Origin of the sequence: Aquimarina rhodophyticola (genome assembly GCF_042434915.1) — a bacterium.
In the GTDB taxonomy this organism is placed as follows: domain Bacteria; phylum Bacteroidota; class Bacteroidia; order Flavobacteriales; family Flavobacteriaceae; genus Aquimarina.
In genome coordinates, this window is the sequence record NZ_CP170198.1 from 1,557,718 (window position 1) to 1,572,965 (window position 15,248).

10 protein-coding genes are annotated in these 15,248 nt (G+C 33.7%); 2 read left to right on the top strand and 8 right to left on the bottom strand.

The window, feature by feature from the left end; all coding sequences use genetic code 11:
* Window positions 1–26 precede the first annotated feature (26 nt).
* From ACE939_RS06865 to ACE939_RS06900, 8 genes are all read right to left on the bottom strand, one after another.
* A complete protein-coding gene (locus ACE939_RS06865) occupies window positions 27–572 on the bottom strand; it encodes a hypothetical protein (protein WP_378188151.1) in 546 nt (181 codons plus the stop codon).
* A 57-nt stretch (window positions 573–629) separates the two neighbouring features.
* Window positions 630–1,235, bottom strand: coding sequence for a hypothetical protein (locus ACE939_RS06870; RefSeq protein ID WP_378188152.1), 606 nt, complete (start codon window positions 1,233–1,235; stop codon window positions 630–632).
* A gap of 30 nt (window positions 1,236–1,265) precedes the next feature.
* Complete coding sequence (locus ACE939_RS06875) at window positions 1,266–1,772, bottom strand: hypothetical protein (protein WP_378188153.1); 507 nt, start codon at window positions 1,770–1,772, stop codon at window positions 1,266–1,268.
* A gap of 1 nt (window position 1,773) precedes the next feature.
* Entirely contained in the window at window positions 1,774–2,613 is an 840-nt protein-coding gene (locus ACE939_RS06880) for a DUF4138 domain-containing protein (RefSeq protein ID WP_378188155.1), read from the bottom strand.
* Between the two features lie 11 nt (window positions 2,614–2,624).
* The gene (locus ACE939_RS06885; RefSeq protein WP_378188156.1) at window positions 2,625–4,976 is read right to left on the bottom strand and encodes a TraG family conjugative transposon ATPase; all 2,352 of its coding nucleotides are present in this window, start codon (window positions 4,974–4,976) and stop codon (window positions 2,625–2,627) included.
* 1 nt (window position 4,977) lies between these two features.
* The gene (gene traM / locus ACE939_RS06890) at window positions 4,978–6,165 is read right to left on the bottom strand and encodes a conjugative transposon protein TraM (protein WP_378188157.1); all 1,188 of its coding nucleotides are present in this window, start codon (window positions 6,163–6,165) and stop codon (window positions 4,978–4,980) included.
* Complete coding sequence (locus ACE939_RS06895; protein ID WP_378188158.1) at window positions 6,165–6,713, bottom strand: M23 family metallopeptidase; 549 nt, start codon at window positions 6,711–6,713, stop codon at window positions 6,165–6,167. The genes traM and ACE939_RS06895 overlap by 1 nt, the downstream gene beginning before the upstream one ends.
* 93 nt (window positions 6,714–6,806) lie before the next feature.
* Window positions 6,807–8,555: a TraM recognition domain-containing protein gene (locus tag ACE939_RS06900; protein ID WP_378188160.1), complete on the bottom strand. Its 1,749-nt coding sequence runs from the start codon at window positions 8,553–8,555 to the stop codon at window positions 6,807–6,809.
* An 84-nt stretch (window positions 8,556–8,639) separates the two neighbouring features.
* Between ACE939_RS06900 and ACE939_RS06905 the strand changes: the two genes are divergently transcribed.
* Together ACE939_RS06905 and ACE939_RS06910 are read left to right on the top strand one after the other, a co-directional pair.
* Window positions 8,640–8,849 carry a hypothetical protein gene (locus ACE939_RS06905; RefSeq protein WP_378188161.1) on the top strand — a complete coding sequence of 70 codons (210 nt, stop codon included), beginning with the start codon at window positions 8,640–8,642 and terminating at the stop codon, window positions 8,847–8,849.
* A gap of 860 nt (window positions 8,850–9,709) precedes the next feature.
* On the top strand, window positions 9,710–15,049 hold the full coding sequence (locus tag ACE939_RS06910) for a sialate O-acetylesterase (protein ID WP_378188162.1): 5,340 nt from the start codon (window positions 9,710–9,712) through the stop codon (window positions 15,047–15,049).
* The last annotated feature ends 199 nt before the right edge of the window (window positions 15,050–15,248 follow it).

Consider the following 15,248-nt stretch of genomic DNA (forward strand, 5'->3'; position numbering starts at 1 on the left):
TATCCAGAAATATCTTTTATTCATTACTATCTTTTATTAGTTAAAGTATCCAAAAAATTACTTCTTGATATACCCGACGCTACCTCATCTAATAAGCGATCGACACTAGATAAAGACTCCATCATATCTTGATACAAATTCATTTGCTCACCATGTAAAACATCTGTAAAGCTTTGTTTATCAATTTCTAGTTTAATATTAGTCAACATTTTATCTATGGTTACCAATAATTTTGTGTTCACCTTTTTTCTTGAGAAACTAAAAAATGCTAATTTTTCATTCTGATTCTTTAGATTTTTATGTTTTAGATCTAACCTATTCCAATCCTCTATGATAGCACTGGTTATTTGATTCGTTAAACGATTTAGATAAAGTAGTCGTTGTCCAAATTGACTCTCAAAGGTTACCAGCGCTCCACCAATTTTTTTACCCTCATTAGCTATATCAGTATAAAACGTAGCAGATACAATCGATTCTGCACTAATTGGCGCATCTGTAAGAATGGGAAATAGTTGTGAATACCCGATGGCTGTATATAAAACAGCTATTATTAATATAAAGTTTTCTTTCATAGTGTGACTGTATTTATACTCATAGTAGACCATAAAACTCGTGGTTATCTTCAATCTCTAGAGTAGAACTTCTATAACCTTCATAGCTTTTGAAAGCTCCAAAAACGTTTCAAAATTTACCATGACTAATCCTGCTGCAGAAAAGAGTAAAATTTTTCTTGCTTCTTTATCATTTCTAGAAAGCTCTTTTACCAATTCGCCTCGCAGTCTATAAATCTCTTGACGTTTTCCTGATTTAATCTTACCCGCAGGAACATTTTGAAGAAATGCCAATAACAACTTGTTTTGTGTAAGTTGATCAAGATATTCTCGCTTAGCCTTAGTCATATAAGGTAATTTTGGATAACCACTCAATTTTGAAGTAACTAAACTAAGGGATCCGGATAGTAATAATTTTGCTAGAAAAGAATCTCCTTTATCAAAAACGTTTTTAGTGTAATTTGCTTTTAATTGTGCTTTATGGCTTTTAAGCGCTTTATTTAAACTTGCGTTTGTAGCCTTTAACGCTGTATTTTTGGCTCCTAGAATACGGATCAAACTAGCAAATTTTGTTCTTGTCGCTGCATCATTATTATCAAAATGAAAATGAAAATGAACAAATTGACCAAAACCTGTATTAAAAACAAAGAACAATGCTATAACAAACATCCATTTTGACTTCATAATCTTATGATTTAACTAAAAAAAACTGTTTTAATTTTTACTCATTCGTTTTAAAAACGATTGTCTCTCGGCTTTTTCCTTCATACTATTTAATTCCTTATAGATCGTATTTATAATATGTATATACTTTTCTCCTATCCGTTCTTTCACCCCTTTATTAATGAAATTGAGTGTGGGTGTTTGTATTAATTCTGCAGTTTGTAGATATGCATCTTTCAGATAGTTATATTTATTAGAACATCTTCTTTTTTTAAAAGGATTTATGTAATGGTTACACATAGTCCTGTATTCCAAAAGATTGATCAAATACACATTAGCTGGATTAACGATAAAAGTAGTTTTTGACATACCCTCTTTTATCGCAATGCCTGCAGCTGCTGTATACAAAAATGTAGTGGCCAAAGCTGCTTTTTGAGCACTGCTAGCATTTAATTTGGCAAAAGAAGTTGCACCAAAATTAACACCATCAAGATATTGTGCCTGTATTACATTACATGAACCTATTAGAAAAATAAAAGACATTCGTAAAACTTTCATGTTATATAATCTTAGGTTGCAGCAATTTTTTTCTTGGGATATCTAGAGAGACTGATCTACCTCCATTTTTCTCAAAAATATCTATGGCCAGTTTTTCTTTTTCATTAAGCATAAACTTGTCAAATAGGATGGTAAATGTTTGCTGGCCATGGCCTATCACCTCGCGATCATCGGTACACGTAAATAGTGCTGGGATTACACGTTCTTGGTATAAATAATCCTTTGCAGGACGTTTCCGTAATTTGGTTCTAAATAGGATATCATCTATATCAAAATCTAGGGTAGATTCATTCTTAAATTCTAAGCGTATTCCTATTTTTTCATTTATATAAAATATACCTGATACGGCGACCTTAAGATCTCCAGCTTTACCACCTTTGATACGTGTATTAAAATCTTGTTTATCCAACTGCTCACAAATAGATTCTAATGCATTAGATTTTTTCTCAACAAATTCTTGATTTCTCGTAAAAACCTCAACAATCTGTTCTGATGGATTAACCTGATACGAAACTTGCTCTGCAAAACGATTAAAACCCAAAACAATAGAGTAATAGCCTCCATCATCGGTTATTACCGTGAGATTGGATAATTTACTGCGTACATCGGTTAACTCTTCGCCAATATGCTTTAACCGTAACAATTGCTGTATGGTATCTGCAACAAAATAAGGTGAGCCTATATCTAAGTATTTGATTGATTTAGCAAATAACAGATGCGTAGTTTTAATATCGGATACCAATAGTGTATCCTGCTTTTGTAAAGGTATCAAATGCTTTTGTCCGTATAATGAGGATCCTAAGCATAAAATGACTATAAATTTTAAAATTGTATGATTCATTAGGTTACTTTTTAATTAGCTTCAACAAACTCGTTTAATGCCAGTTTCATGTTTTGTCGTTGATTATAGATATCATAGATAAATTTATTCTCATCGGCGTTAGACGAATAACATGCATAGCGCTCTGGTGATACACTTACTTTATACACGTTTGAGACACTGCCAACTTTTACAAATACCTCTCTTTTATCTGTAGAAAATAGTTTTTCTAAATCCGATTCGCTGAAGGATAAAAACTCTGCAAACTTATTTTTTGCCGCCATTTTCTTTTTATGTGATAATAAAATCATAGTATCTGTATTATTGATCATTGCGGGACCTGCAGGGGTATCAAGAATATCTTCTACATCTTGGGTTGCAATAGCAACCTCTCCATAAAATTTTCTAACAGTTTTGTATAGATATTTAATAAATTGTGCCATTTCGCCCTTAGAGATAGGTTTCCAACACTCATCAATGAATATTGACTTTTTGATTTCGGGGATTTTTCTAATTTTTTCCATAACCACATCAATACATAGCATTGTGACTAATGGAAATAATATAGGATGATCTTTAATATTATCCATTTCAAAAACAATAAACCGTTCATCGACCAAGTCAATTTGATCTCTAGAGTTTAAGATTTCACTATACTTACCATCGTGAAAATCTCTTAGTGATAATTGAAAACTTATCTTATCGAAATATCGTTTTTCGTCTTCCATCACTGTATTTTGATCTACAAATTCGTAGAAGGTAGACATACAAGGAAATCGATCTTGATGATCAGAAAAACTATCGTAATAAGCATCTAGATATAGACCTATAATTTGTTTTTCTTCTCTTCGTACGGGATCATCTTCTCCTTTCCATAAAAAGATGATTAGAGAGGTTAAAAAGATTTTTTTATCGTTTGTAACAGGTCCGATAGTATGAACCAGAAAAGGATTAAATTGCAAAGGTTTGTCTGGATCATATGCAAAGTATTGTCCCTCTACTAACTGGCACAACTTTTTATAAGAATTACCGATATCAATCATCACGATATGATGACCCTGTTCATAATACTGACTCGCGATATGATTAATCAAGAACGATTTACCAGTTCCCGACGGTCCAAAAATTAATCGATTTCTATTAACAATCAGACCTCTCTTAAGGGGTTCATCCCATAAGTCTAATCGAATTGGACCGCCATTTTTGCGATCAGCAAAAAGAATTCCATCTTTATTGCCTTGGTAATAACTTTCAAAATTCAAAAATAATGGCACCTGCTCTGATATGCCTATAAACCTATAACTTTGAGGAATCCCTACGGTTGCACCAGGTGCATTATTAATATATACATCCTTAATCCCGTGCTTAATTTGGTAGGGTACTATCCCTAGTTCTTTAAATGAATTTTCTAATTGGTTTTTATTATTTTCTAAGTTTTCTTCGTTAATATCCCATAAAATCACATTGAAATGTAAGTTTACAAATCGTAATTCATTCTCAATAACGTTGTTAACTAAATCATCAATTTGATCATAGGTTACTTCATTTTCTTTTGATAACAAGGCTAAACTTTTGAACTGATTTAGTTTTGTTTTTAATTTTGAAAATACTTTCTCTGATTTCTCAATATAAATTACTTGATTGTAAATATGATTACATTCGATACCAAAACAAATTGGCTGTATAAATGGAATTTGAAAACTTGTTTTTGGCGTTGAGAAATCTATATGCTTCTTAGTAGATTCTATTACAAGTGGTAATTGATCATAGGAGGTGATGGCATATACCTCTCCTATTTTATTACCCACTTGTAATTTTTTATCAAAGAAAATATCTTTGAGCGGCTGATCCCCCTCTGGTGTTAATGAGAAGTATTTACCTACTACTTCGAGCATCATATCGCCGTCCAATCGCTCTATGGTAAAAAACTCTTCTTTTGCCAAAAATGATATACTTGTATTTACCGTTTTTAAGAAATCTTTTACCTCTTCCATCTGCTTTTTGTAAAGCTTGGGTGTTTGTTCTAGGTTGATTTTCTTTTTTGAATCCTTGGTAATAAATAAATAGCACTCATGCTTAAGCGTAGGTTTTTCATAAAAAAACTTATTATCACTGCGAGATAACATTTCTTCTCCTTGAGAGACAGCTTCTTTGATTGTATCAACAAAAAAGTAGTCTTGTTTTTGAATAATCGTATTCTCTGGCAAGGCTCTAATAATCTTATCAAATAATTGATTAATCCTATCAATACTCTCTGCATCGAGTGAATAAACTTGAGGTAAAGTGAATTTATACCCTACGCTTATATCTCCTTTTTTTGAGATAATTAAGTCGCTCTCTACTGCATAAATCGGTAGTATTTTATCTATAGTTTCACTCTTCATCTTATTTGGTATTTATGTTAAACCATAAATGATATTTTTTTGGCATATAGACTCTTCGCTTGGCGAATATCTCTTTACTTATTTCTTTGGCCGCTGATAAACCTGCAACTGTTTTAGCCTCATCCATTTGTATACCTTGACTTTCACCTCCAAAAGTTGCGGCTTGTGTTCCTTTTTGATAAGCATAATCAAATACATCATTAGCTACTTTTGATGGTATTTTGGGCCAGGTCCTGTTACCTAATTGTATACCTTCTCTCCCATCATAATCATAGATACTAAAATCTAATAGGTAAAGTTTTTCTGCAGTCTTATAGCTATTTATGGCAACCGTTAATCTATCCTGTCCCATAGTAACCCTACCATATACAATGGATCCTTTGGGTATTAATAACTTTGGATTGGAGAGTCTTACTTCTTTTTTGGTTCTTATGGCTATAGTACTACCATTGACCAAAATCCCTTGATCTACAGTTTCGGCTGGTATTAAACCTAAAATCTCATCAGATGAGTTTGTAGATCCAGCACCTTGAAAATAAGAACGCTTTTTAAACTTTTCTTCGACCGCTTTTGCTATTTTTTCTTTGACCTGACCATCAATTTCCATAATTCTTTCGGCCGTTAGAGGTGGTTCAACATTTTGACCTCCATAATTATTCGTATAACTACTATAAGATTGTAATAGCGTTTCTAAATTTTCATTGTCTAATTGAGTATTATTTGCTTCTTGGGACTTCGATTGATTAAGTAGTTCTTGTTGCAGCGCCATCAATTCCTGCAATTCTTTATCTGCAGAACTTACAGGGGTTGCTTTCACTTTTTTTTGTGAACTTTTCTTTTTATTTCTTTTTCTGTACGTGGGTACCGCAACTTCTTTTTTTTCTAAATTTTCTTTAATTATTGGAGGCTCTTCGATCAGTGTATCCTCTTCGACTTTGCTAAGATTTGTCAAATTGCTAATAATTGAATTACCGCTAGCTCCATTTACCCCTTCTCTTTCGTAGTTTTGCAATTTTGATTTTCTTTCAATCTTGGTATCATCTACACCTGGTGTACTTATTGAAAAATTGTCACTTAATATCGTATTTTGATTATTAGAGGGAAAAATGACTAACTTAAAAAAGCCAACCAGCATGGCTATACTTAATAGCCCTACAATTGCCACAATTATTTTTTTCTTAGTGTCCATTACCTTTTATATTTTTTTGAATTAGATTTTTTTGCATAAAAATTTTTCCAAATAAGCATCGGATTTATTCTTTTATTTTTAAACCAAACTTCATAATGCAGATGAGTACCTGTAACTCTACCTGTATCTCCAACAAAACCTATCAATTGTCCATTATGTACTTTTTCTCCAACAGTGACCATTTTGATCCACAAGTGTGCATATAATGTTTTTATCTTGGATCCGTGGGCAATCAAAATACGGTTACCATAGCCTGTATCATAATCTGAAACTTCGATGATACCAGATCCAGTGGCAAATACTGGTTTTCCTTTTTTGGCTACTAAATCAATTCCATGATGCATTTTTACGTTATTATATATTGGATGTAACCTGTAACCATATACAGATGATATTTTTTCAAAATCACTCGTATCAAGCGGAAACTTTATAGGTACTTTCATATAGATATCATCTACTCTAGACGATGCCTGTGAAAATCCTTGTATAGTAAGCATTAATAATACTATACTGGTTCTAATTAATATGTTACCGTTTGTAGTTTTCATGATTTCACTCTTTGTTACTACTATTTATATAGCTTTTAAAGTGTATGTAACATCTTATATTTTATTTGATAATTTAAATAGGTTAATTGTAATTTAGGCTGTTGTATAGTTTTGTTGTGGTTCTCCTGTGATTCGATGTAATTCTGAAGCAATGAGCATATCGATTTCGTGTACTATTCTTTCAAAATTACCATTGAGAAGTTCTTCAATATTAGAATCCTCTCCAATAATCATAGGGATGTCACTCTTAATTTGATCATGTCTTTTATCAACCTTAATCTTGCCTCTAAAAATTTTTCTTTCTATCTCTTCGCCAAAGTTATCAGAGACTAGCCCTACAAACTCCCCTTGTGACAATTGAGAAATGGTAGCCACTGGTATAACGAATTCCAAATTTTCGTTTATACTATAAGATGTTGCACTAGTATCAACAGAGATATTTTTCAGTTTTTGCTTCTTTTTTCCGAAAATATCCTGAAGTTTTGTTGCTGTATTGCTACGCACCGATCCGCTAAAAATATTTCCGACAATATTAAAAATAGTGTCTGCTATTTTCTCACCATAGTCCCTTTTGAGCTGTTCTAGATCTTGCATACCAATAGTGGTCGATATCTTATTAGATCTTGCAGTAGCTATCAAGTTATCTAATCCCATAAAATACATAGTGGGTAACTCATCTATAATTACAGAGCAAGGTTGTTTGCCTTGTGTATTGATTTCTTTCAACAATTGTGTAGCCACTAGACCAAGAGCAGGTGAATTTGTTTTTTGTGTGGCAGGTGAATTTGCCAAAATCATAATAGAAGGATCCTCTGGATTATTAATCCCTAAGGGTACATTCATTTCTGGATGTACATTATTACCCATTACCCAAAACAATTCTTTGGTTGCTAACTGTGATAAAGGAATTCTGGCAGAAGCGGTTTGTCCAGAAAGTTGCTCATACGCCTCTTTTTCTAAAGCATCAGCAAAAGGAGTCATAAAAAATTTAAGCTCTGAGTAGGTACTCAAAATTCTAAAAACCTTCTCATCTGAACACGATGCTAATGCAATAGCATGAGGTAAAGTACAGTATTTACCGTTATCAAATATTTTGAGAAAATAGATACAGGATGCAAAATAAGATATGGCAGATTGAGCGAAGAAATCTTGCTTTGTAATCCACTCTTTGTTTAAGTTAAACAAAACGGTTTGAGAAGCCTCAATGGCATCTGCTGCTTTTGTAATCAAATCTGGACTAATCGGATTAACAAAATTTGATCTAGCAATATCGTCTAACGATATCACACTAAAATTGGGTTCTATTTCATAATTCTTTTTATAGTATTCAAAGAAATTGAAGGTTTCTTGGGCTAGCGATGGAAACTTAAAGTCATAAACCATCATCGTAAATTTTTTCTGAATGTGTTGTCTAATATATTCTTCGATTACCGAATATGATTTTCCAGATCCAGGCGTACCTAGTACCATTGTTGCCCTAAAGGGGTTGACTACATTTATAAATCCTTTATCTGTTTTTAAGTTGACAGAATAAGGGTTTGTTTTGACCTTCTTTTCTTGTTGAAAAATTAAATTATCATCGTTAAATTCATCTTTGTGTCCAAAATATTGAAAGTGCCTTCGTAAACTAAAAAAACTATAAATAAATCCTATAAATGATATCGCAGCTATTGCAATATTTAGAAATAAGGGAACTCCCAACGACCCTCCCACGATATATACTAATGAACAAAGTATAAGCAGTGCAACTTGATACTTTATCATACTACCGTTATCTGGCTTTTTCTTTACATCAAACCCAAAAGAAGCTATCGAGAAAATTGACAAACAAACAATTCTCATTACAAATGAGTATTGAAAGATCGTTAGTGTACTATAAAATTTTAATAAAAAATTACTAAGATGATTTTGTGTTAAACCTTTACTATGAAAAAAGTTAAGGTGTGTACTATAGATATCTGTGCATATCAACAGGAGACATACACAAAAGGTAAAGATCACAAGCATATCTATGGACAGTTTACTATCTTTCATTTTAAGAGACTGTTGGTTAAATTTCAAACCAAAAATAACTATGAGGTAAGGGATAGCAAGATGAAAATTAATAAATGGGAGCAAATACGGAATAAGTGGTAAAACTGTGTAAAGTTTGGTAACAATGACCAGAAAATAAACAGTTACTACAAAATATATAGAGCATGCGTTTGTTAACAGACAATAAGTTAATGCTGATTCATTTTTTGCTATGGTAAGTATCGCAAGTGAAATTATAAATTAAAACAAGGACCTAACACATCCCTATCTTTTTTTAATTATTTGATACTAGCTAAATTATTTAGAATAAATTTTGAGGTACATCAAAGGCATTTTTAGGAGTCGAAAAAGAACATTAAAAAGGGTCTAAACTTAATGTACAAGTAAAACAAAATAACAGGTGTTTTTCCTACAAAATGAACTCCATTAGAGATTATACAGATGATTATTTTATAAAAAACAATCTGGGGAAATATCTCAAATCACTGAAAAATAGATCTATAAATTTTAAACACTACTCCAATATTTTCTTCCTACAATATTTGCATACTATCCTAAGAATTATATCTTTACGTCATATAATAAAATTTACACCCCAAAATGAATTCTTATTTTATAACAAAAAGAAGATTAATTCCTTTTAATCTTACGTATCCAATTCGAACACTTAAAAGATCCAGTAATTTGAGAATAAATAATGTTATAGATTATTTACTTTTCAATATCTCTTCAAAATGTTTTCCGTAAAAATTAGTTGAAATTCATCTTTTATGTTGCGTTTTAAACCTCCACAGTGTTACGTAGATATTTCCTAATACTTTGAATAGTATTAGATTGTTTGTAAGCTTTTATTTAATTCATTTTTGATATACTATCAAATAATGCAGGACTATATATTAATGTTAACATCAATCATTTTTTATATTATTTAATATTAACCCATAACTAAACAACCCTCAATCATGAAAAACTGTAAAAAAAAGGTAGTCCCATGGATACCTTTATTCAAAGTATTTAATCTCATCATTTTTGGATTATTACTAACCTGTCAAGTACAAGCCCAACAAACTAAAAAAATCAAACTATTCTTGATGGCTGGGCAATCTAATATGCAAGGTCATGCACAAACTGCACAGCTCAATAAACTACTCTGCGCTAAAAATGAAGTATCATTACCCAATGATAATAAAAATTGTTATGCCGATATTACTGATCAAGAAGAAAGACTTTTTCAAACCATTAGTGATTTTTATTGGAATGGTTCTACCTATGCATTTGGTTATGCAGAAGAGCAGGCAAGGCTCGAAGCTAAATACCTGAATGGCAGTTCGCTAGTTAGTGAAGCGCTATTACAACCTATGAGTCATGTAAAAATGATTAACTACAATTATCGTAGAAATGGAGATAATCATGCATCGCCATCCTTACGAACTGGTGCTTTGCAACCTGGGTATGGACATAATAACAATAATTCGTATGGTCCAGAATTAGCTTTTGGTCATCAAATTGCACAGCATATCGATGATGATGTGGTATTGTTAAAAGTTGCCGAGGGTGGATCTGATCTTCATGAGAAATGGAGAAGTCCTAGTATGAAGGATCGCTTGGGTTCTATAGCAGTAGCTAGTAACTATCCCTTACTTCTTGAACACCTTAATGAAGTTAAAGCCAATATTGGAGACTTTTTGCCAGAATATCAAGGTATGGATGTAACGATCGAAGTTGCTGGTTTTTTATGGTTTCAAGGTTTTAATGATGCGGGTAGCGATGTTTTTGCTAATGCCTACGAACAAAATTTAACTGACCTGATTACCGATTTACGTAATGACTTAAACCTTGATAATTTGCCCGTAGTCATTGGGCAATCTCATAGAGGTCAAGTTAATGGTTTAAAGGTTCAAGAAGCACAAAAAAATGTGGCTGAAACGATTGGAAATGCTGGTTTGATTATAAGTAAAGACCTTTCCAATTATTATCATTTTGATTCTGCATCGCATTTAATTATTGGTGATAGAATGGGATTAAAAATGGCTTCATTACTAACAGATTCTACTCCCAATGATGAACTCCCTGCTCCTTGGAAACGTGAGCTTGTGGGTACCCCAAGCCCTGTAGGTCAAGTTACCTATAATTCGGGAGTATTCACCATTCAGTCTGGAGGAGAGCTTTGGAAAAAAGCTGACGATTTTACCTTTACCTATCAACCGCTTTCTGGTAATGGAGAAATCATTGCAAAATTAGAGAATATAGAAGGTGCAGACTGGGCAAGAGCCGGCGTAATGATCAGAGAATCTCTCGATACCGATGCTGCCTATGTCATGGCGATGTCCAACGGTAGAAAAGCCGTGGGAGTACAGTCAAGAGTTACGACAGGCGACGTTACCACTTTTAGTAAGACTCTCAATGCAGGTCCTGTATGGTTCAAAATAGTAAGAAATAATGAAAACTTTACTAGTTATTATTCCGAAGATGGTATTACTTGGATAGTTATGAAAGAAACAACTATCCCAATGAATGAAAATGTGTACATTGGTATGGCAGTGTCTAATTTTAATCAAAGTTCACTTTGTGAGGCTACTTTTGATAATGTTATTGTAAAACAAAGCCTAGCTGTACCAGCAACTCCTACTGCCCTAACAGCAGCGGCGGTAACAGATCAAAGTATTCAATTAGAATGGAGTGCTAATGCTACGAATACAACTGGGTTTATCGTACAACGCTCTTTGGCTCGAGAAGGCTCTTTTGAAACTATTGCATCGGTAGATGCCAATAGTATACGCTATGAAGACATCAATGTTACTCCTAATACAACCTATTACTATCGTATAGCTGCTGTTAATGAAGCAGGAACATCAGCATATACCGATATTCTTGAAGTGACAACGGTTGATGCTAATAATGATCTTCCTGCTCCTTGGAAACGTGAGCTTGTTGGTAACCCAAGTCCTGCAGGTCAAGTGAGTTATGATGCTGGAGTATTCACTATCCAGTCTGGAGGAGAACTTTGGAAAAAAGCTGACGATTTTACCTTTACCTATCAACCGCTTTCTGGGAATGGAGAAATCATTGCAAAATTAGAGAATATAGAAGGTGCAGACTGGGCAAGAGCCGGCGTAATGATCAGAGAATCTCTTGATACCGATGCTGCCTATGTCATGGCGATGTCCAACGGTAGAAAAGCTGTGGGAGTACAGTCAAGAGTTACGACAGGCGACGTTACCACTTTTAGTAAAGCTCTTAATGCAGGTCCTGTATGGTTCAAAGTAGTAAGAAACAATGAAAACTTTACTAGCTATTATTCTGAAGATGGAGCTACTTGGACAGTTATGAAAGAAACAACTATCCCAATGAACCAAAATGTATACATTGGTATGGCGGTAGCTAATTTTAATCAAAGTTCCCTTTGCGAAGCTACTTTTGACAAGGTTGTGGTAAATCAAGGCTTAGCTGTACCAGCAACTCCTACTGCCCTAACAGCAGCAGCGGTAACAGATCAAAGTATTCAATTAGAATGGAGTGCTAATACTACAAATACAACTGGATTTATTGTGCAACGATCTATGGTTCGAGAGGGATCATTTGAAACCATTGCATCGATAGATGCCAATAGTATGAATTATGAGGATACCAATGTGATCCCTACGTCAACCTATTATTATCGTATAGCTGCTGTTAATGAAGTAGGCACATCAGCATATACCGATATTCTAGAAGTTACAACGGCTGATGCTAACAATGATCTTCCTAATCCATGGATGCATACAGATATCGGTACACCAAGCCCTGCAGGACAGGCTGCTTATAGTAATGATGTATTTACTGTATCTGGAGCGGGTAGCGATATTTGGGGAGGTTCTGATCATTTTCAATTTGTGTATCAAGCCTTTGAGGGTGATGGTACCATTATTGCTAAAGTTGCTTCGCAAACTAATACCCATCCGTGGGCAAAAGCCGGAGTTATGATTAGAAGTGATTTGACCACTAATGCGAGTCACGCGATGATGATCAAGACGCCAGCACAAGGTATTTCGTTCCAACGTAGGTTAGAAACAGGTAGTTCTTCTTCTCTTGCTAATAATAACAGCGGGGATCCTGCTACTTGGTTTAAAATGGTGCGCGAGGGTGATCTATTCTCTGCATACGCATCTATAGATGGTATTAATTGGGTATTAGAAGGAAGCGATACGATATCCATGAATAATCAAGTTTATGTAGGATTAGCAGTTACTAGTCACCAAAATGGTGCGCTAAGTACTGTGACATTTGAGAATGTTGAAGTAATAAATACTATAAACCCTCCTATTGCTCCACGAGAGGTTTTTAATATGTCGCGATTGGCTGGAGATTATGAAAAATCTGATTTTGATAACACTATCAAAGTTATCGTAAATCCTTCACATGAAAATGAAACACATACATTTACTGGTATGCTCGGTAAAAATATTTATGTTGATTTGGATAACAAAATATCCTCTCAATCTGGTACAATCTCTTTGAAGGTAATGCCAGAAAACTTAGAGCAATCTGGAGAAATTTTTGAGTCAGAATCCGGTGTAACCATTTCTCAAGTAAGAGATAAATTACTGGTTACAGTTAATGGTGAGCAATGGATAAGTGAAGCTTCTTTACAGCTCCTCATTTGTAATCATATTGTACTTCGATTTAATGAAGGTTCTTTACAAATCTATTTTAACGGAACTTGGAATTCTTTTCAAGCGAATGTGGCGTTTCAAATGTCTCAATTTGACCTGCACGAGTATAATGGACAGGTGTGGGATATACGATTATTTAACTATTCGATTACAGATGAATTGACTACTAAAATGAGTCAATATTGCCTTATGGACGTACTACCGGATAATCTTCCCAATAGCGAATTAACAAATGTTATTTGTGGGTCTTATTTATGTTTATGGTATGACCGTGCTACCACAACTGTATCACAAGAAAAAATGATCAAAGCAACGTCTCAATGGGATGTTACCTTTGAGCATGCTGTTGCTACAACGGGTATGTATAAAGAGGGTGAATTAGAAGCATATTTGGAGAGTCGTCATAGACGTGATATAACTGCTACTGAAGGTTTTATTAATGCTTGGATAGCAAGATATAATTTTCCTTTAAGCCGTACAGATTCTAATTATTGGGTGCATGAAAACTTTCATTCGTACCAGAAAATACCTAATTTAGTTAATAAAGGTAAGTGGTTTGCAGAGGCTACTGCAGAGTGGGCGCCTGATGCGGTATATCCTGGAGCTACCTCTACTTTATTGGGATATTACTCATTGTTCCCTCACTTACCGTTATATCGTATAATAAGTTCTCCTACCCAAGGATATCTGGGTGAAGAGTTTAATGGAGGAAGTAATTATGGTTGTTATGTGTTTTTTAGATACATTACTAATTTTATTTCTGATAAAAGTTTTATAGGTAAGCTTTATAATTTGAGAATGAGTAATAATATTACTGATATAGACTTTGCATTAGCCGAAGAAGGGTATGATATGGGGACTGTTTTTGCAGATTTTGCTGCACGTACAACTGTTTGGGATTATGAAGATGGTACGGGTGCTTATTTTGAAGATTCAGAAAAAAAATCTGAAAATAGAATGAGAAATACAAAACCAGAGGCTAGATCTTTTAATAATAAGATTACTAGTGAATTTGATACAGCAGGTACTGCGGGTCAACTGATTAGTGTTCCAACAAAAATGGTTCCAGGTGCTTGGGCTTTTAATGCTTATAAGGTAAATAATACTGCACTTGGTACGTATAAAATTAGATTAAAAGGTGAGAGTAATAATCCTGCTAATACTGATTTACAGGCTAGAATTATTGTAGGTTCTAAGGATGATTATAGGTATTATAACTTCCCTATTAGCTCAGAGGTGGCCTTTGGTACTCAAGAAGCTTCTATCCAAGTTACTACTAATGAGGGTGACGAGTTGTATCTCATCGTAGCTACTACTCCGCGAGGGTATCAAGGTTTTGATCATCATTATAACTATACCTATGCTGTCGAAGCGCTTCCTACTGGAAATGGTAGAAGGTCTGCCTTGTTAGACACTGGAAAATATATTCCTTATCCTAATGCGACAGATGGTCGTTTGACTGTAGATTTAGGAAGCGATGCAAAAGCTAGTAAGGTTTTTCTTAGTGATCTTAATGGTCGTGTAGTTCCTTTTAATTATGAGCAACATAAGAGTATTATTCGTGTGGATTTTAAAGGTCCATCGGGTTTATATGTACTTAAAGTAATAAATGAAGAAGGTGTACAAAATTTCCAAATCTTAAAAGAGTAATTTTTTGTTATTGATATAAAGTATCTAATTAGTCTTAATCTAGATTTTTATAATTGATGTGAATTGGCTCAGTGATCCTACGATCGCTGAGCTTTTTTAGTTTTGAATACTTGTAGCTGCATTGAATGGTTGTCCTTCTATTATGTTGTATACTTTTGGATTTATTTATTGATTACTTAAGAGATTCTTATGTTTTTAC